17 protein-coding genes and 2 tRNA genes are annotated in these 17,139 nt (G+C 36.4%); 1 reads left to right on the forward strand and 18 read right to left on the reverse strand.

Features of this window, described 5'->3' with window-relative positions:
- Positions 1 to 136: 136 nt before the first annotated feature.
- The 3 genes from ACUN8G_RS09970 to ACUN8G_RS09980 form a co-directional block, all read right to left on the reverse strand.
- Positions 137 to 418, reverse strand: coding sequence for a GIY-YIG nuclease family protein (locus ACUN8G_RS09970; protein WP_437347579.1), 282 nt, complete (start codon positions 416 to 418; stop codon positions 137 to 139).
- 40 nt (positions 419 to 458) lie between these two features.
- Positions 459 to 533: transfer RNA gene (locus tag ACUN8G_RS09975), tRNA-Val, on the reverse strand.
- Between the two features lie 161 nt (positions 534 to 694).
- Positions 695 to 767, reverse strand: a tRNA-Gly gene (locus ACUN8G_RS09980).
- Positions 768 to 1,117: 350 nt separating this feature from the next.
- Between ACUN8G_RS09980 and ACUN8G_RS09985 the strand changes: the two genes are divergently transcribed.
- Positions 1,118 to 1,783 carry a M50 family metallopeptidase gene (locus ACUN8G_RS09985; RefSeq protein ID WP_437347578.1) on the forward strand — a complete coding sequence of 222 codons (666 nt, stop codon included), beginning with the start codon at positions 1,118 to 1,120 and terminating at the stop codon, positions 1,781 to 1,783.
- Position 1,784: 1 nt separating this feature from the next.
- Here ACUN8G_RS09985 and ACUN8G_RS09990 read toward each other — a convergent pair whose 3' ends face one another.
- The 15 genes from ACUN8G_RS09990 to asnS form a co-directional block, all read right to left on the reverse strand.
- Positions 1,785 to 3,131 (reverse strand): MFS transporter, encoded by a 1,347-nt coding sequence (locus ACUN8G_RS09990; protein ID WP_437347577.1) that lies wholly within the window; start codon positions 3,129 to 3,131, stop codon positions 1,785 to 1,787.
- The gene (gene nusB / locus ACUN8G_RS09995) at positions 3,064 to 3,576 is read right to left on the reverse strand and encodes a transcription antitermination factor NusB (protein ID WP_437347576.1); all 513 of its coding nucleotides are present in this window, start codon (positions 3,574 to 3,576) and stop codon (positions 3,064 to 3,066) included. Before nusB ends, ACUN8G_RS09990 begins: the two co-directional genes overlap by 68 nt.
- 75 nt (positions 3,577 to 3,651) lie before the next feature.
- A complete protein-coding gene (locus ACUN8G_RS10000; protein ID WP_437347575.1) occupies positions 3,652 to 4,680 on the reverse strand; it encodes a YdcF family protein in 1,029 nt (342 codons plus the stop codon).
- Positions 4,677 to 5,474 (reverse strand): ABC transporter ATP-binding protein, encoded by a 798-nt coding sequence (locus ACUN8G_RS10005; RefSeq protein ID WP_437347574.1) that lies wholly within the window; start codon positions 5,472 to 5,474, stop codon positions 4,677 to 4,679. Before ACUN8G_RS10005 ends, ACUN8G_RS10000 begins: the two co-directional genes overlap by 4 nt.
- A gap of 129 nt (positions 5,475 to 5,603) precedes the next feature.
- Positions 5,604 to 6,266 (reverse strand): energy transducer TonB, encoded by a 663-nt coding sequence (locus tag ACUN8G_RS10010; protein ID WP_445480935.1) that lies wholly within the window; start codon positions 6,264 to 6,266, stop codon positions 5,604 to 5,606.
- 85 nt (positions 6,267 to 6,351) lie between these two features.
- Positions 6,352 to 6,789, reverse strand: coding sequence for a VanZ family protein (locus ACUN8G_RS10015; protein ID WP_445480936.1), 438 nt, complete (start codon positions 6,787 to 6,789; stop codon positions 6,352 to 6,354).
- On the reverse strand, positions 6,740 to 8,308 hold the full coding sequence (locus ACUN8G_RS10020) for an NAD(P)H-hydrate dehydratase (protein ID WP_437347571.1): 1,569 nt from the start codon (positions 8,306 to 8,308) through the stop codon (positions 6,740 to 6,742). Before ACUN8G_RS10020 ends, ACUN8G_RS10015 begins: the two co-directional genes overlap by 50 nt.
- A gap of 4 nt (positions 8,309 to 8,312) precedes the next feature.
- Positions 8,313 to 9,743, reverse strand: coding sequence for an NADH-quinone oxidoreductase subunit N (locus ACUN8G_RS10025; RefSeq protein WP_437347570.1), 1,431 nt, complete (start codon positions 9,741 to 9,743; stop codon positions 8,313 to 8,315).
- Positions 9,744 to 9,745: 2 nt separating this feature from the next.
- A complete protein-coding gene (locus ACUN8G_RS10030) occupies positions 9,746 to 10,111 on the reverse strand; it encodes a hypothetical protein (protein WP_437347569.1) in 366 nt (121 codons plus the stop codon).
- Position 10,112: 1 nt separating this feature from the next.
- Positions 10,113 to 11,477: a sodium:proton antiporter gene (locus tag ACUN8G_RS10035; RefSeq protein ID WP_437347568.1), complete on the reverse strand. Its 1,365-nt coding sequence runs from the start codon at positions 11,475 to 11,477 to the stop codon at positions 10,113 to 10,115.
- Between the two features lie 7 nt (positions 11,478 to 11,484).
- Positions 11,485 to 13,008, reverse strand: coding sequence for an NADH-quinone oxidoreductase subunit M (locus tag ACUN8G_RS10040; protein ID WP_437347567.1), 1,524 nt, complete (start codon positions 13,006 to 13,008; stop codon positions 11,485 to 11,487).
- A gap of 17 nt (positions 13,009 to 13,025) precedes the next feature.
- Positions 13,026 to 14,966 (reverse strand): NADH-quinone oxidoreductase subunit L, encoded by a 1,941-nt coding sequence (gene nuoL / locus ACUN8G_RS10045; protein WP_437347566.1) that lies wholly within the window; start codon positions 14,964 to 14,966, stop codon positions 13,026 to 13,028.
- A 7-nt stretch (positions 14,967 to 14,973) separates the two neighbouring features.
- A complete protein-coding gene (nuoK, locus tag ACUN8G_RS10050; protein ID WP_437347565.1) occupies positions 14,974 to 15,282 on the reverse strand; it encodes an NADH-quinone oxidoreductase subunit NuoK in 309 nt (102 codons plus the stop codon).
- Between the two features lie 20 nt (positions 15,283 to 15,302).
- Positions 15,303 to 15,812 (reverse strand): NADH-quinone oxidoreductase subunit J, encoded by a 510-nt coding sequence (locus ACUN8G_RS10055; RefSeq protein ID WP_437347564.1) that lies wholly within the window; start codon positions 15,810 to 15,812, stop codon positions 15,303 to 15,305.
- On the reverse strand, positions 15,813 to 17,111 hold the full coding sequence (gene asnS, locus ACUN8G_RS10060; RefSeq protein ID WP_437347563.1) for an asparagine--tRNA ligase: 1,299 nt from the start codon (positions 17,109 to 17,111) through the stop codon (positions 15,813 to 15,815). It lies immediately after the preceding gene.
- Between the last annotated feature and the right edge of the window lie 28 nt (positions 17,112 to 17,139).

Below are 17,139 nucleotides of genomic sequence, written 5' to 3' on the forward strand. Positions count from 1 at the left end.
CTGTCCAATGTAACTGAAATTTTTATCAGATTTTAGTATGTAGACATAATAACTCATAAATAAAAAAACCTCGCTTTATTTACGAGGTCTTTTCTTGTGGGCGCTGAAGGATTCGAACCTACGACCCTCCCGACTTTTAGTCGGGATGCTCTGAACCAGCTTCTTTCTCTTGTTTCAACTTTTCCAAATATTTTATGGCTTTCTCCACATTTTTCATCTTCTTTAATTTCCTCTCAAGACTTACAGCTTCAGAACGACTAATAACTTCATAACTTATTATTAACTTCCAGGAACCTTTATCCTTCGTATATTTTGACCTGTTATTAAAATGACGTGTAAGTCTGTCGTTCAGATCTGAAGTCTGTCCAATGTAACTGAAATTTTTATCAGATTTTAGTATGTAGACATAATAACTCATAAATAAAAAAACCTCGCTTTATTTACGAGGTCTTTTCTTGTGGGCGCTGAAGGATTCGAACCTACGACCCCCTGCTTGTAAGGCAGGTGCTCTGAACCAGCTGAGCTAAGCGCCCAATTATTTCTTTTTCAAAATGTAATTAATTTGTAATGTCTAAATATCACTAAAAGTGAATAGACAGTACTTAATTAAATACTCAGAAAAATTTTCAAAAAATTGAGTACAAATTATAGTTTATTTATAGTAAATATTCAATACCCCATGAAAATTTTTAAGAGCGGGCGACGGGATTCGAACCCGCGACATGCAGCTTGGGAAGCTGCCACTCTACCTACTGAGTTACGCCCGCTTATTCTTAATTTATTATTTTTTTCCAACCTGCCACTCTACCTCCGTCAACTGACGGATGAGTTACGCCCGCTTGTCCTTAATTTATTATTTTTTTTCAAGCTGCCACTCCACCTCCGTCAATCGACGGATGAGTTACGCCCGCTTATTCTTAATTTATTATTTTTTTCCAAGCTGTCACTCTACCTCCGTCAATCGACGGATGAGTTACGCCCGCTTGTTCTTGATTAATATTTTTGTATAATAAGAAATAACTATTTCAATGAACATTAGCTTACATTCGAGCTTTATCAATTACAAAATTATCAACAGTTGAATTCAGATTCAATATTTTTTTATAAGTTTATACCTATGAAAAAGTTCAATAAGTTAACAGAATTGATCATCATAGCGGCTTCACTTTTAGTGATTACTTTTTTCTGGAATACAAAGATCATATATCCAATAAAACTCTCACTGATATTGTTTCACGAAGCTTCGCATGCACTTGCAGCTTATGTCACTGGCGGAAAAGTAATTGGAATCGAATTAAACAGGGATCTATCTGGTGGCTGCATTATTGAAAATGGGAATGATCTGATTATTGCTCTAAGTGGTTATCCCGGAAGTTATACTATTGCAATCATATTATTTTTTTCTGCATACAATAATAAATTGAAAACTATTACTGAATTTGGCATACCTGCGGCATTAATTTTTATCACAGCAAATTTTATTAACAATTCTCTAATATCAATAATAGTTTTATTTATTGCTGTATCATTTTTTATAGTTGTGAGATTTACACCGTCTATTTTTAGTAATTTATTTTTCAAAATAACAGGTTTAATTGGCCTAATTTATGTCGTAGACGATATTCTTTCAGACTATTCTCAAGACAATTTGATGCAATCCGATGTTGCCCTGCTTTCTTATCTAAGTGGAATTCCCCGGCTGGTCTGGATTATTATATGGATTTTAATTTTTGTGGTTTTGTTTTTCTACGGCTGTAAAAAAATTATTATTACCAAAAATTGAATCACCTTTCGCGTACTCCCCCAAGAAAAATTAATCCAATGATAAAAAAAATACCGATACTCAGTATGGCATATTGTTGGCTACCGCTTAGATAACTTGTAATTCCAAATACAAGTGGCCCTAATATAGCAGAACTTTTTCCGAAAAAAGAATAGAAACCAAAAAATTCTGTTTTCTTGTCGTAAGGGGTTAGTTTGGACATCATACTTCTACTAATCGATTGTGTTGCACCCATTACCATTCCAGCAAGCAATCCAACAAGATAAAAATATCTACTCAATAATAAATGTCCATCAAATTCAAGATTAATATTAAAAAGCGATGCAGTTAATTTAATTAATGGCGCTTCTGTCGTACTTGTAAAATAAGCCAGTAATATGGTTGCAATCCAGATTGAAAGAGAAATTACTAACGATTTTTTTTGCCCAATTGAGTCGGATATCACACCGAACACTACTGAACCGATTATGGCAGTAGTTTGAACAATCATAAAGAACAAAATCAATTCTTTCATAGAAAAGGATAGCGTCGTACTGGCATAATTTCCCGAGAAATAAATTACCGTGTTAACGCCTTCGATGAAAAAGAAATATGATATAAGAAAAATCACAAGATTTCGATAATTCTTCAAATTCTTCAACGTGGCAGCCACTCTGCCAAATCCAATTGTGAAATATGACTCGTTTATTTCCCGACTTTTTCTTGAATCCTTCAGAAAGAGAAATAACGGAAGGGCAAAAACAAAAAAAATGAAAGCTGATAACGGAAATGTTTCTTTAATCATTTCTCGTTCTATAAAAGGATAAACAACAAGCAGTGTAGTAAAGGAACCTAAATATCCCATTGCAAATCCATAACCGCTTACTCTGCCGTAACTGCTTTCTTTTGTAATTTCTGGTAAAAATGAGTCATAAAATACAAGGCCTGCTTCAAATCCAATATTGGCCAGAATGAAAAGGATAAGTCCCCAAATCAAATCGCCACGATTAATAAAGTAGAGCATAAAAGTAGATAAAATGCACAGAGCAGTAAAAAACAATAAAAATCTTTTTTTACCCGCAGAATAGTCAGCTATAGCTCCCAGTACTGGTGAAATAAGAGCAGTAACAAACATTGAAACACTTGTGCCTATGCTCCAATAGAAATCCCCTATCGGTTCACCATTTGCTACTGTATGCTTGAAATAGACTGCATAAAGGAATGTAACAACAACAATTGAATATGAAGTATTTGCAAAGTCAAAGAGGGTCCAGACTAAGATTCGGAATTTTTCTTTATTTCTAAGATTCTTGATTGTCAAGAGTATCCAATGAATTTCTTTGGGACGACTTGGTAAGCGACTGGTCAATTAATCCCCTGCCGCTTTTATTTAACTTGCCCGACTCCTTTAGATCGGATAATATGGCATCGAGTATGCCGTTGATGAATTTATTGCTGTTCGAAGTGGAAAAGTCCTTAGCTATTTCGATTATCTCGTTTATGGTAACTTTGGGTGGGATATCAGGAAAGTAGAGCAATTCACAAATGCCAATTCGGAGCAATATCCTGTCGATTAATGCTATTCTGTCCATTTCCCAATTAGCGACTTTTTCCTTAATTTTTTCGTCAAGTTCATTTCTGTTAATAATTGTTTTTTCGATTAGTTCTCTGGCAAAGTCGATATCGGTTTGAACAGAAATATCAGACAGCAGACCATTTATTAACGCTTCTAAACCTTCGCCGTTGAGTTCATATGCATAAAGAACCTGGAGCGCTCTTTCGCGTAGAATTCGCCTTATTGATTTCTTGCTCATTATATAAAAGACCAATTTTTAACACACAAATCTAAGATACTTAGTGGTAAAATAAAAATTCTTCGGTAATAATTCTTAGATGGCAAACAACCAGAAAAGTATTAATGCAATGCCTTCCCTCAGTCTGTAATAAAATGCACGTGAAAAAATCATCTTATAGCCTGACGGTATTAAATCCACTTTAATACCGAAGAAGCTACAAGTTTGACTGATCCGTGGTAAATGAAATTTGTCCGAGATAAATACAATTTTTCCCGAATTATTTTTTTCTTTTTGATAATTATAAAGAAATTTAACCTGTTGGAGTGTTGTACCTGATTTATCTTCTTTTATAATGGACGAATCATCAATTCCAAGTTTCAACAAAAAGAGATATGCGGCATCTGCTTCGCTCAACTCACCGGGTGCTTTTCCGCCGGTTAAAATTATTTTTTTTATTTTTCCATTTCTGTAAAGATCAAGGGCTTTTCGCAATCGAGCCTCGAATATTGGGCTGGGTAGCTTTTTATTCCATACAGCCGCACCAGGAACAAGTGCATAATCGTATGTCTTGCTACTTGATTCATCCAACGACACGGGATAAAACCAAATATAAAACAGACTGATAATAAAAAAGAGTGCTAAAAGAAGTAATGTTCTGAACAGCGAAAACAAGTAAACAAACTTTTCTCTAAAAAATACATTACTCCAAAGATAGACAGCTAAATAAAGTTGAAAGAAAAAAGAGATTAGAAAAAGCAGACCAATGTGAACCTTTTTAATCTGGAAAGTAAAAAAGTATTCTTCTGATGTATATGAATCAAGTAAGTTTAGTAATCCTGTAAATTTATCTATTAATATCAGAATCAGAGGTAGAATAGAAAGTGTTAGCAACAGAGTTAAAAAAAACCTTGAAATACTTCTCTTTTTCTTTTGGGCAACAAGTAAACCAGTAATTGTTGTGAACGTTACAGCGATATTTAACAGATTTCCAAAATAGGAAGGATTATAGTTAACTGGACTCAATTCGTTATTAAGATATTTGAGTGTAGAAATAAATAAAAAAAGTACCGTAAATGCGGCAATAAAGAAAAGTAGCTTAATTTGTTTATTCGCGGCTTTCAATTCAGCTTATCAGGTTTTACCAAAACGTTTAAAATATCATCTTTATATTTAATTATTTCAACATTTACTTTGAATATCTCTTTAATATTTTTTTCGTTAAGAACTTCATTTTTTTTGCCAGAAATTACGATGCTGCCGTTAACCATAAAAGCGATATCATCCGAATAAACACCAGCCAAATTAAGATCGTGAGTAACTGCTATAACCGTAATTTTTTTTTGTTTTCTCAGTTCGTTAAGAATACCGTAAATACTGACCTGATGTTCGATATCGAGGTGTGCATTTGGTTCGTCGAGCAGGATTATAGAAGTATTTTGTGCAACAGCTCTGGCAATCATCACTCTCTGTAATTCGCCACCTGAAATTTCGTTAATTCCTTTATGTTTAATATGATCGATTTCGAACATTTCTAAGGTGTGTTTAACTATTCTTCTATCCTCTTCTTTTTCAAATCCCATAAAATTCATGTATGGAGTTCTACCCATCATCACAGTTTCATACACGGAGTACGGAAATGCGGAACTGATTTTCTGCGGAACATAGGCAATTCTTTTGGCTAAATCTTTTCTTTTATAATCGTTAATGTTAATACCGTCGATAAAAATATTCCCTTTTTCAGGTTCAATAAAGCGAAGAATTAACTTAAGAAGTGTAGATTTACCGCTTCCATTTGGGCCAAGTAGACTTAAAAATGTACCTTTCTTTACGCTCCAGTCGTCAACTCTGAGTTTGAATTGATTATATCCCGAGTGATTCTGGTAACTAAAACGAAGGTTGTTTATCTCAATTATCAATTTAATACTGCGGATATTTTATAAAAGCGGAAAAAATAAAAAAAATGGGCTTTCTAAAAGTATATTCAATTTTAGATTTAGTTTTCACGCAATTTGCGAAAAAACTTACTTTTAGAGAGCCCCAAAATTTTATTGAAGCTTGAATACAACGGGAATGGATACCTGAACTTTAACAGGTTTACCTCTTTGTCTGCCAGGTTTAAACTTAGTTTCCGTAACAGCTTTAACGGCAGCTTCGTCGCAACCGGCACCAATGCCCTTAATAACTTCTGCCTTTACAACATTTCCGTTTTCATCGACAAAAGCTTTGATATAAACTCTACCTTGGACACCGGCACGCTTTGCTATTTCAGGATAAATAATTCTTTTCTGAATAGCTTCAATACCACCTATTGGCTCGGGTTGTTCTTCAACAGCAACGAAGAAAACAGCCTCTTCTTCTTCTTCTTTAGCCTCTTCTTTAGGTGGTGGTGGCGGAGCTGATGTCACCTGCTCGTTTACATCGAGTTCGGTTTCCCCAATTGCTATATCCTCCAATACATCTTCGGATGGAGCTTCGATCGGAATTGGCGGCTTTGGAGGTGGAGGAGGAGCCGCTTCCTGTTTAGTATTTACTACATCCTCAACGTTTACCAATTCTTGCGCCGCTTCAAGTTTTACATCTTCTTTCTTCATCTCAGGGAAAAACTTGAAGGCAAGAATTATGACAGCCAGAGAGATAATAATACTAATCTCAAAAACTCTCTTATACTGTCTCCTTAGATCTGCCTTTGGATTTTTCTTTAAAGCCACAATTTATCTCCTATTTACACATTTAGCCTTAGCAAACTTAAAAAATTGAGAGTGAATAGTCAATTTGTTTTTCCTCTTTTACCTCTCATATTTTAAATTGTTTCTGCTCTTTTACAGTATTTAAAAATTTATGTATAATAAATATTCCCACCGTACCTCCAGTAATGTCAAAAATCAAATCGAATATATCGCAATACCTGCCTGGAATAAACGCCTGGTGTATTTCGTCAATTGAAGCATAAATAGTAGTAAACCAAAATGTAACGCTAAATGGTCTTTGTGCAAATTTGTAAATTTTATTCTGGAAATGGACAGTAAGTGTCAACAACATAGATAAGATAAGGTATGCGATGAAATGTTGTAATTTATCCTGCCATATAAATATTTGAGGTAATTTATCAGCGGGAATTGTTGTTAGAGAAAATAGAAATAACCAATATATTAAAAGTGGCGTGTAGACATAAAGACGCGGATTATTTCTCAATATTTGGTAAAAACGTATCAATAATGAATTTGATTGCATAAGGAATTTTTTCCGTTATATCATTAGCTGTGAAACCGTAAATTGTTTTTTCTTGAGCTAGCAAATCAGCAGCAAGACTGTGTAGATAGACACCTGCTATGGCCGAAGCTTCTATGTTGCTGGATTGTGCAACGAACGAAGCGACGAGGCCTGTTAAAATGTCGCCTGTTCCGAATTTAGCCATTCCTTGATTACCAATTGTGTTAATAAATACTTCTCCGGCAGGATTAAATATAATTGTAGGAGCACCTTTCAGAACAAGATGGCATTTATTCGTTAAAGCAAATTTTTTCGCCTTTGGTATTAGATCTGATTTCAACTCTTCAATTGTAACACTGACAAGATTGGCAAATTCTCCGGTATGCGGTGTCAATATACAATTCTTCAGTTCTAATTTTGAGTTTTTCAGTGCAATAATTGCATCTGCATCAATAACGAATTTTTTATTGCTATAGCTCTTAAGAATTTTTATTACAGCATTAATTGTTTCAGGTTCGTGTCCGAGTCCAGGTCCAATTGCAATTGCATCTGCCCATTTTATTTTTTCTTCAAGCTGAGATAATGCATTTTCAATTAAAAAGCCTTTCTGATCATCATTATACGAAAATACAATCGCCGAACCGAGTTTTATACGAATCATTTCTGCAATTGAATCTGGTACGGCCAGAACTACTGCACCAGCTCCCGCCCTCAGAGCCGATTCCGAAGCCATCACAGCAGCTCCTGGTAAATTCTTAGAACCAGCAATTAGCAACACCTTCCCTGCTGAATATTTGTGTACATCCCGTTTCTTTTCTGGCAAATTCAGGAAAGCATCTTCAGGTTCGATTAAGTAAGTATCTGTTTCCAACTGATTGTAATATTCTGACCCAATTCCAATCGAGCCTTTTACAACTTTACCACAGTGAGTATAACCCCTGCCATAAAAAAGCCCCGACTTGTATTCTGAAAGTGCTACAGTCAAATCGGCATTAAAAACAACACTACCGTATCCGGTGTCAACATCAAGTCCGGTTGGCAGATCGATGGCCACTTTATAAGCATCGATAGTATTTAATTTTTCAACTATCGATTTATACGGCTCTCTTAATTCTCCTTTACTACCCGTACCCAGTATAGCATCAACGATAACATCGGCGGTATTTAGTACGGAAAGGTCGGATAGCTTTTTGTACTTTATTAATTTTGAATCGGGATAATATTTGATTAGATTTTTCAGAACCTCAAAGTTCAAAAGTGCATCGCCTTTCAATTCTTTGTCATCTGCAAGTGCAACTACATTGACTCTGTAACCATTTATTAAGAGTTGGCGTGCAAGCGCAAATCCATCTCCTCCATTATTACCCTTACCCGCAACAATACCGAATACCATCTTTTCGGAGAGGACAAAGTGAGATTTAATCTGTTCTAAAATACTCCGTGCAGCATTTTCCATTAAAACCGTTCCGGGCAAACCGAGCTTTTCAATCGCAAACCTATCTGCGCTTCGTACTTGTTGGGATGTAAATAATGGAATCATAACTTTAACCAACAGCAATGCTGATGATTCTTAAAAGCAAGTCAGGAAATATTCCAAATAATAATACAAAAAGTGCTGAGATGACAATTGCAGATAAACTATAAGGACTGACGTTTAAGCTTAATTCTTTTTGAGGTTCCTTGAAATAGATATATACAACAACTTTAAGATAGAAATAGACGCTAATTACACTCGACAGTGCACCGACGATTGCCAACCACGTTAGACCACCTTCAATTGCCCCGAGAAATACATAATACTTACCGAAGAACCCTGCAAGCGGAGGAATGCCCGCCAGAGCAAACATAAAAAGCGACATAACTGCCGCAAGGAAAGGACTGCGAGAATTCAATCCCGCGTACGAATCGAGATCCAGATTAGTATCCAATTCGCCCTCAAGTACGGATATGACAGCAAACGCTCCGATATTCATAAAAGTATATGCAGCAAGATAAAAAATAATACCACTTATACTTTCTACATTGTTAGCAGCAAGACCTATGGACATATAGCCAGCATGTGCAATTGAAGAATATGCCAGCAGTCTTTTCAAATTACTTTGAGATAGTGCAATAATACTTCCAGCTATCATCGATAGAGTAGCAATTATTGCAAAATACGGCTGTAAAACATTATTTCCATTTACAGGAAAGGAAAGTGCAAGAAAGATTATAAGGACAGCGAAGGCTGCTGTTTTACCAGCCGTGGACATTAATCCAGTTACTGTAGTCGCTGCTCCCTGATAAACATCGGGCACCCACATATGGAATGGTACAGCTGCTATCTTAAAACTGAAGCCCACTACCAAGAGTAATACACCTGTCCAGAATAAGATATTTCCTTGCAATGAAAAGATTTTATCCACTATTGAATAGATACTCGTGGTTTGGGTTGAACCGTAAACCAGAGCTAATCCATAAAGAATAAAACCAGATGCGAAAGCTCCTAAAAGAAAATATTTCAATGCAGCTTCGTTTGCGGTTAATTTCTTTCTGTTAATTCCGGCAAGAATATAAAAACAAATCGACATCAATTCGAGCCCCATAAAAATCATTATCAAATCTTGAGTGCTTGCCATCAACATCATTCCAAGAACCGAAGATTGTATCAAAATATAATATTCACCGTAATAAGTACCGTATTTTTTGAGATAATCTGCAGAAGCCAGAACAACAAGCATTGCGGCGATATTAAAAATAAAATTAAATATAGCAGACTTTCCCCCTATGCCTATCATACCGCCGAAAAGCATTGTCTGATCATTTATATTCCAGAGCGATATGATACCTGTTGCCAAAAAAGCAACGGCGGAAAACCAGGGTAAAAATTCCTCGCTGCGTTTTAATGATATTTCTATAATTATCGATATTAATATAGTAGCTCCCAACAAAACGAAGGGAAGCATCATTAAATATTCTTGATTACTTGTAGGCATAATTACTCTATAAACAAAATGTCTTCGTTGGTTTCTTCAATAATTAATTTATGATTTTCTTTTATGTGCAAAACTAATTTTCTGTGATTCTGAAAATCAAAAATATCTTTACCATCCTCAACAACAACTAATTTAATAGTTTCAAATTCTGTGACCACTTCTTCGAGACTTGGATATTCAAAAAAATAAATTTCAGTAAAATAATCATGCTTATTGTAGCATGCTTCTTTTCTTTGATGGCTGAAGTCCATTATAATATCGTTTTCTACAACTGCTTTAAGAATGTCTGCTTTGAAGGGAAGAAGCACTCTGTTACCATAATGAAGCCCATTGATATTATTTTTCAAGACCTCATCTAATGTTCTCATTTTAACCTCGACCATAATAAGCAATTAACCATAAAATTGTAAATAATGGTAACAAAATCGGAATTGAATATTTAATTAAATATCCAAAGAAACTGGGCATTTTAATGCCTGCTCTTTCGCAGATCGATTTAACCATGAAGTTTGGACCGTTGCCAATATAAGTCATTGCACCAAAAAATACGGCCGCAACAGAGATTGCCTGCAAATACAAGGGATGCGACCAGGCAAACTCGCTCACGTGTTGTTTTATTGTTACATCCAGGCCATACTTGCCCAGCGCGGCACTAAGGAAATTCAAAAACGTGGGAGCATTATCAAGGAACGCTGATAGCGAACCAGTAGCCCAGTAAAATATTCCAGCGTTTAATTGCTCGCCATACAATTTAGCTTCGTAAGAAATTAATTGAAGCGCAGGTATCATAGTGGCAAAAATTCCGATGAAAAGATAAGCCACTTCCCTGATCGGTTCGAAATTAAATTCATTCTTTTCGAGTATTTCTTTATCCGCTTTTTTGTACGAAAGATAAACAATTGTAAACATTATGATTTCTCGTATACCAATCGGTAAAGGAGCCAACGAAGGCACCCAATTAAAAATTTTAGGATCGATAAATACCGAAATTAAAATTACCAATAAATAGATTAGATTTTTTGTGCCTTTGATTTCTATCTTACCAGTATATTCAGTGTCAGTCTCCGCAGCTTTATTCCTTGAATCAATTATATAAAATATTGCCATCAAAACAATTAATGTGGGTAACCATAAGTACCAGATATGTACAATGAACCAGAAGAAATCGACACCTCTTAAAAATCCAAGGAACAATGGTGGATCGCCAATTGGAGTTAATGCACCGCCAATATTACTTACAGAAAAAATAAAGAAAATTATGTGATAAGGTTTAATTCTGTTTTTGTTAATGCGAATGTACGGACGTATCAATAGCATTGATGCGCCTGTGGTTCCTATTATATTTGCAATAACTGAGCCAAATAGAAGCAAAATAATATTGAGTATCGGTGTTGATTTTCTGTCAATTTTTATATGTATACCACCTGAGGCTACAAACAACGATGAGAGTAGAGCAATAAAAGAAATATACTCGGCAGCTGTATGCAATAAGGAATGAGTATCATTTAATAAAACTAAATAATAAAATGTAGTAATACTTCCCAGTCCGATTGCAATTTTAGGATAATTTTTTTCCCAGAAGTGATGATAAAAAAGAGGACCTGTTGCAATCATGATCAACAGAACAATAAACGGAATAACCATCCATGGATTGGGCAAGGCATGAGACACTTCCGCATCCGAAGCAAAAATATCTTTCGATAAAAGAAGTGGTAACAAAAATAATTTTTTCATCTTTTCATTATTTAATTAATGACGTATACTCTGAAATCTGTCTCAATACTGAATCAACCGAAATCTGAGTCATATTTAAAAAAGTTGAAGGATAAACCCCAATCCATACGATAAAAATGAGAATAGGTATTAATACGATCATCTCACGTTGTGTTAAGTCAGTAAGCTGTTCTTTCAAAGCTGGATTTTTTACTTCACCGAAAACAACTCTTTGATACATCCATAATAAATAGACCGCTGCAAAAATAACTCCAGTAGCTGCAAAAACAACGTACCACCAACTATTGAGTACACCAGACTTAAAGGCTCCGAGTAAAATCAGGAATTCACCAATGAATCCATTTAAACCTGGCAACCCGATCGAAGAAAGTGAAACGATCATTAATATAGTAGAATAGAGAGGTACTATTTTAGCAATTCCACCATAGTATGCAATATCTCGTCTATGAGTTCGTTCGTAAATAGCGCCGACCAGCAAGAATAAGGCGCCGGTTGAAAGTCCGTGATTGATCATTTGAATTACAGCACCCTGTAGCGCTTCAGCATTGAATGCAAAAATTCCAAGTACAACAAATCCAAGATGAGACACCGATGAATATGCCACCAATTTTTTCATATCCGGTTGTACCATCGCAACCAGAGCTCCGTAAATTATACCAATTACCGCAAGTATCGATATAATCGGAGCGTATTCTATTGCCGATTGCGGGAATAAAGGCAAATTAAAACGTACCAACCCGTATGTACCCATTTTCAAAAGAACACCTGCCAGAATTACGGAACCTGCGGTGGGAGCTTCAACGTGCGCATCAGGCAGCCAAGTGTGTAAAGGGAACAATGGGACTTTAATTGCAAAACTTAAGAAGAAAGCCAGAAACATCCAGTTTTGAATATCTCTCGCTATAGTCGGAGCAACTTTATAAAGCTCGAGCAGATTGGTTGTAAAAGTGCCCGTTTGATTGGCAGCGTAAACAGCCAGCCATATAATAGCAACAAGCATTAATAAACTTCCGAACATCGTATAAAGGAAAAATTTCACGGAAGCGTATATTCTTCTCTCTCCTCCCCATATTCCAATAATAAAATACATCGGTATAAGCATCGCTTCCCAGAAAATATAAAACAGAAATAAGTCGATCGAAATGAACACTCCTATCATTCCTGCTTCGAGAAACAGCATGGAGAAAGTAAACATCTTAACATTCTTTTCAATAGCTTTCCATGTAGAAAGCAAAGTCAATGGTGTCAAAAACGTGGTCAATAATACAAGTATTAATGAAATTCCGTCAACTCCGACAAAATAACTGACGTTTAAACTTTCAATCCAAACTGATTGGTAAGTAAATTGGAATCCCGAATTAGTAGAGTCGAATCCAGCATAAATTGAAAGAGAAATAAGAAATGTAATCAAAGAGACAATCAATCCTGTCCATCTAATTAATTTCTCATTTTCCTTGTTGAAAAAGAGGACAATGATGCTGCCGACAATCGGGGTGAACAATAAATATGTTAATATATAACTGGATTCCATAATCTATATCGTGTTATTTATAAACTCATAATAAGCCATAGGAGCGCTATGGCAATACCAATCATCATGATAAAAGCGTAGAATTGGACGAAGCCGTTTTGAACTTTTCTGATTACTCCCGATATGCCACCTATTACACGCGCTGTTCCGTTTACGAGTCCATCTATTACAGCTGCATCTGTAAATTTCCAAAGAAATTTTTCTGAACCTTTTTGAATTGGCTGAACTACAGCAGCTTCGTACAATTCATCCACATAGTATTTATTCAATAAAATTCTATAAAGAGCGGCAAACTTTTCAGAGAGTTTTTGAGCAATTTCGGGTTTCTTCGTATAAATATGTAATGCTAAATAAATTCCTGTCAATGCAAGTGCTATAGATAGAGCCATTAGCATTATTTCTTCGAAATGCGTATGAAAACCGTAAATCGATAATTTTTCGAGGGCAGGCTGGTATACCGGCTCAAGCCATATTTCGAAAAGATTTCCGTGCTCACCTGAAAATACTTCCGGTATTCCAACATAACCTCCCACCACCGATAAAAAAGCCAGAATAATTAAAGGAACCGTCATTACAGCTGGTGATTCGTGAGGATGCACTTCGTGGTGATTGAATCTTTCTTTTCCTAAAAAAGTCAACGAGAAAAGTCTGAAAATATAAAATGCCGTCAACATTGCAGTAATTGCGCCGACAATCCAGTAGAATAAACCGCCATTGGCATATGAATACCAGAGAATTTCATCTTTGCTGAAGAAACCAGAAAATCCGGGAAAGCCCGAAATTGCCAGCGCTGCAATCAAAAACGTTATATATGTTCTCGGCATATATTTTTTTAATCCGCCGTAATGGCGAATGTCCTGCTGCTCGTGCATTCCATGAATCACAGATCCGGCGCCGAGAAATAAGAGAGCTTTGAAGAATGCATGGGTCATGACATGGAATATCGAAGCACCAAAAGCACCAACACCTGCACCAAGAAACATATACCCTAGTTGGCTGACCGTCGAATATGCCAATACCTTTTTAATGTCGTTTTGTACCAATCCAATTGTTGCCGCAAAAATTGCAGTAATCAGTCCAATTACAGCAACAACAGTCATTACACCAGGAGCTGATGCAAATATAACTGAGACACGAGATACCATATAGACACCCGCAGTAACCATCGTAGCTGCATGTATCAATGCTGATACCGGTGTTGGACCTGCCATTGCATCTGGAAGCCATACGTAGAGAGGTATTTGAGCAGATTTACCCGTTGCCCCGATAAATAAAAATAATGCGATCAAACTAAATGTCGTTTCTGATACTGGCAATGAGGCGGCTTTGCTAAAAACTTCGTTAAATACCAGCGAATCGAATGTAGAGAAAATCAAAAACATGCCGAGCAAGAAACCAAAGTCTCCAATCCTGTTAACCACAAATGCCTTTTTAGCAGCTTCGGCAGTAGTTCCTTTCTCGAATTTCCTGTCGTACCAAAATCCAATTAGCAAATAAGAACAAAGGCCTACTCCTTCCCATCCAAGAAACAAAAGCACAAAATTATCCGCAAGGACTAAATTCATCATAGCAAAGATGAATAGGTTCAAATAAGAGAAGAAACGCCAGAAGCCTTTATCACCATGCATGTAACCGATCGAATAGACATGAATCAAAAATCCGACACCGGTTACAATCAAAGCCATTGTAAGAGAAAGCTGGTCGATCAGATAAGCCGCATTAATTTTTAGACCTGCAACAGAAATCCACGTAAATAATTCAATTGTTTTCGACCTCTCTTCTGCAGGCAAGCCGATCGTTTCAATAAAAGCGAGAACTGTTATAAGGAAACTAATTCCTACGGTGCCGCTGCCAATTATACCGATTATTTTTTCATTTTTAATCTTTCTGCCGAACAGTCCGTTAATCAAAAACCCGAGCAACGGAAATACAACAGTTAAATAGATTAAGTCGATCATTAATACCTTACCATTTGAAAATATTGATTTCGTCTATATTGACCGTAAGTTTATTACGGAAGATTGCAATAATAATTGCAAGTCCGACGGCTGCTTCTGCGGCTGCCACTGTCATCACAAAAAAAACAAATACCTGTCCTGCAGGATTTCCCAAATACGATGAGAAAGTAACCAATGCCAGATTTGCTGAATTGAGCATTAATTCAATCGACATAAAAACAACAATGGCATTTCTCCTCAAAAGTACACCTGTTACACCTACAGTAAACATAAATGCACTTAGTACAAGGTAGTACTCCATTGGTATATTTGACATTTTACCTACTCCACAGGAATTTATTCAAGTTTTTTCTTAGCCAGAATCAGCGCTCCGATGGTAGCAGCCAGCAATAGGAAGCCCGCAACTTCAAACGGAATTATGTAATTGGTATAAAGTTCTCTTCCGATTGATTGGATTGTTCCAATTTCTACACTTTTCATTAAGTCAGGTGATATGCTTCTTGATGGAGCTCCATAAAAAATTATATATGCTACCTGAAGAAAAACGAAAATCGAAATTCCAATTGCAAAATACTTCAATATTTTTTTTTCGCTGAAAATTTTGGCTTCGCTATCCGTACGCAACAGCATTATAACAAAAAGGAAAAGCACCATAATAGCACCGGCATAAACGATAATCTGGGCGACAGCAATAAACTGAGCATTGAGCAATAAATAGAGCCCTGCCAGCGCAAAGAAGTTGAGAACAAGAAAGAGAGCGCTTATTACCGCATTCCTTCTTGTAATCATCATTATTGATGAGACTGACGCTATCAACGCCAGAATTATAAAAAGAGCTAATTCCATTTAAGGTGTATTCCTGTATATCATTCTGGGAAATGGTATTGCTTCTCGTAAATGCTCAAGTCCGCAGATCCAGCTAACGGTTCTTTCTAATCCAAGTCCAAATCCTGAATGAGGAACCGAACCGTATCGGCGCAGGTCGAGATACCACTCGAAATATTCTTGTGGTAGATTATGTTCTTTTATTCTGGAAATAAGCGTATCGTAATCGTCCTCTCTCTGGCTACCACCAATAATTTCCCCGTATCCTTCAGGTGCAAGTACATCGACAGCAAGAGCAAGTTTAGGATTTTCAGGATCTCTTTTCATATAAAATGCTTTTACTTCAGCCGGATAGCGGTGAACCATGACAGGTCGATCGAACTGTTCTGAAATAATAGTTTCGTCAGCACCTCCGAAATCGTCTCCCCACTTGAAATCGACGCCGTTCTTCTTAAGAATTTCAACTGCTTCGTCGTAAGTAATTCTCGGGAAAGGACGTATTACTTTTTCTAATCGGGAGGTATCGCGCTCGAGTTCTTTGAGTTCTTCTTTCCTTTCTTCAAGGACAGTCTGCACAATATACTCTAAAAATTCCTCTGCAAGATCCATATTATCGTTCAAATCATAAAAAGCCATTTCGGGCTCAACCATCCAGAACTCGGTGAGGTGTCTTCGAGTTTTCGATTTTTCGGCTCTGAATGTTGGACCAAAAGTATAAACTTTTCCCAGAGCCATAGCACCACTTTCAGCATAAAGCTGACCGGATTGTGTCAGGTAGGCTTTCCCTAGGTCAAAATAATCCATTTCAAAGAGAGTAGAAGTGCCTTCGCACGCATTTGGAGTAATAATTGGAGCGTCAAAAAGTGTAAATCCACGTGAATCGAAAAAATCGCGAATGGCTTTAACAATCCGATGCCTTATTTTAAGAATTGCTACCTGCTTTTTTGATCTTACCCACAAATGACGATTGTCGATCAAAAATTCGATACCGTGTTCTTTTGGGGTTATCGGATACTCCTGGGACATTGAAATCAATTTCAGATCGGTGACATCGAGTTCATAACCACCGATAGCACGTTTGTCCTCTCTTATTGTGCCTTTAACTTCGAAAGAGGATTCTTGTGTGATTCTGTCGGCTAAATCAAAAATTTCGGGAGAAACGTTCCCTTTAAAAACGACGCACTGGAGGTAACCCGAGCCGTCTCTCATTATAAGGAATTTAATTTTTCCGCTTGAGCGTTTGTGGTAGAGCCAGCCTTTTAAGCTGACTTCTTCGCCGACGTGCTTTCCTAAATCTTTAATATAAACAGTAGGTCTCATTATCTGGAAATTCTCGAAAAATTATAAT

This window comes from Melioribacter sulfuriphilus (assembly GCF_052656625.1).

Bases quoted from the DNA above. Each gene is read 5' to 3' on its own strand.
- ACUN8G_RS10025 (WP_437347570.1), bottom strand. From the start codon at position 9,743: ATGCCTACAAGTAATCAAGAATATTTAATGATGCTTCCCTTCGTTTTG.
- ACUN8G_RS10030 (WP_437347569.1), bottom strand. From the start codon at position 10,111: ATGAGAACATTAGATGAGGTCTTGAAAAATAATATCAATGGGCTTCAT.
- ACUN8G_RS10040 (WP_437347567.1), bottom strand. From the start codon at position 13,008: ATGGAATCCAGTTATATATTAACATATTTATTGTTCACCCCGATTGTC.
- ACUN8G_RS09985 (WP_437347578.1), top strand. From the start codon at position 1,118: ATGAAAAAGTTCAATAAGTTAACAGAATTGATCATCATAGCGGCTTCA.
- ACUN8G_RS09970 (WP_437347579.1), bottom strand. From the start codon at position 418: ATGAGTTATTATGTCTACATACTAAAATCTGATAAAAATTTCAGTTAC.
- ACUN8G_RS10015 (WP_445480936.1), bottom strand. From the start codon at position 6,789: ATGCAATCAAATTCATTATTGATACGTTTTTACCAAATATTGAGAAAT.
- nuoL (WP_437347566.1), bottom strand. From the start codon at position 14,966: ATGATCGACTTAATCTATTTAACTGTTGTATTTCCGTTGCTCGGGTTT.
- ACUN8G_RS10020 (WP_437347571.1), bottom strand. From the start codon at position 8,308: ATGATTCCATTATTTACATCCCAACAAGTACGAAGCGCAGATAGGTTT.
- ACUN8G_RS10055 (WP_437347564.1), bottom strand. From the start codon at position 15,812: ATGGAATTAGCTCTTTTTATAATTCTGGCGTTGATAGCGTCAGTCTCA.
- ACUN8G_RS10035 (WP_437347568.1), bottom strand. From the start codon at position 11,477: ATGAAAAAATTATTTTTGTTACCACTTCTTTTATCGAAAGATATTTTT.
- nusB (WP_437347576.1), bottom strand. From the start codon at position 3,576: ATGAGCAAGAAATCAATAAGGCGAATTCTACGCGAAAGAGCGCTCCAG.
- asnS (WP_437347563.1), bottom strand. From the start codon at position 17,111: ATGAGACCTACTGTTTATATTAAAGATTTAGGAAAGCACGTCGGCGAA.
- nuoK (WP_437347565.1), bottom strand. From the start codon at position 15,282: ATGTCAAATATACCAATGGAGTACTACCTTGTACTAAGTGCATTTATG.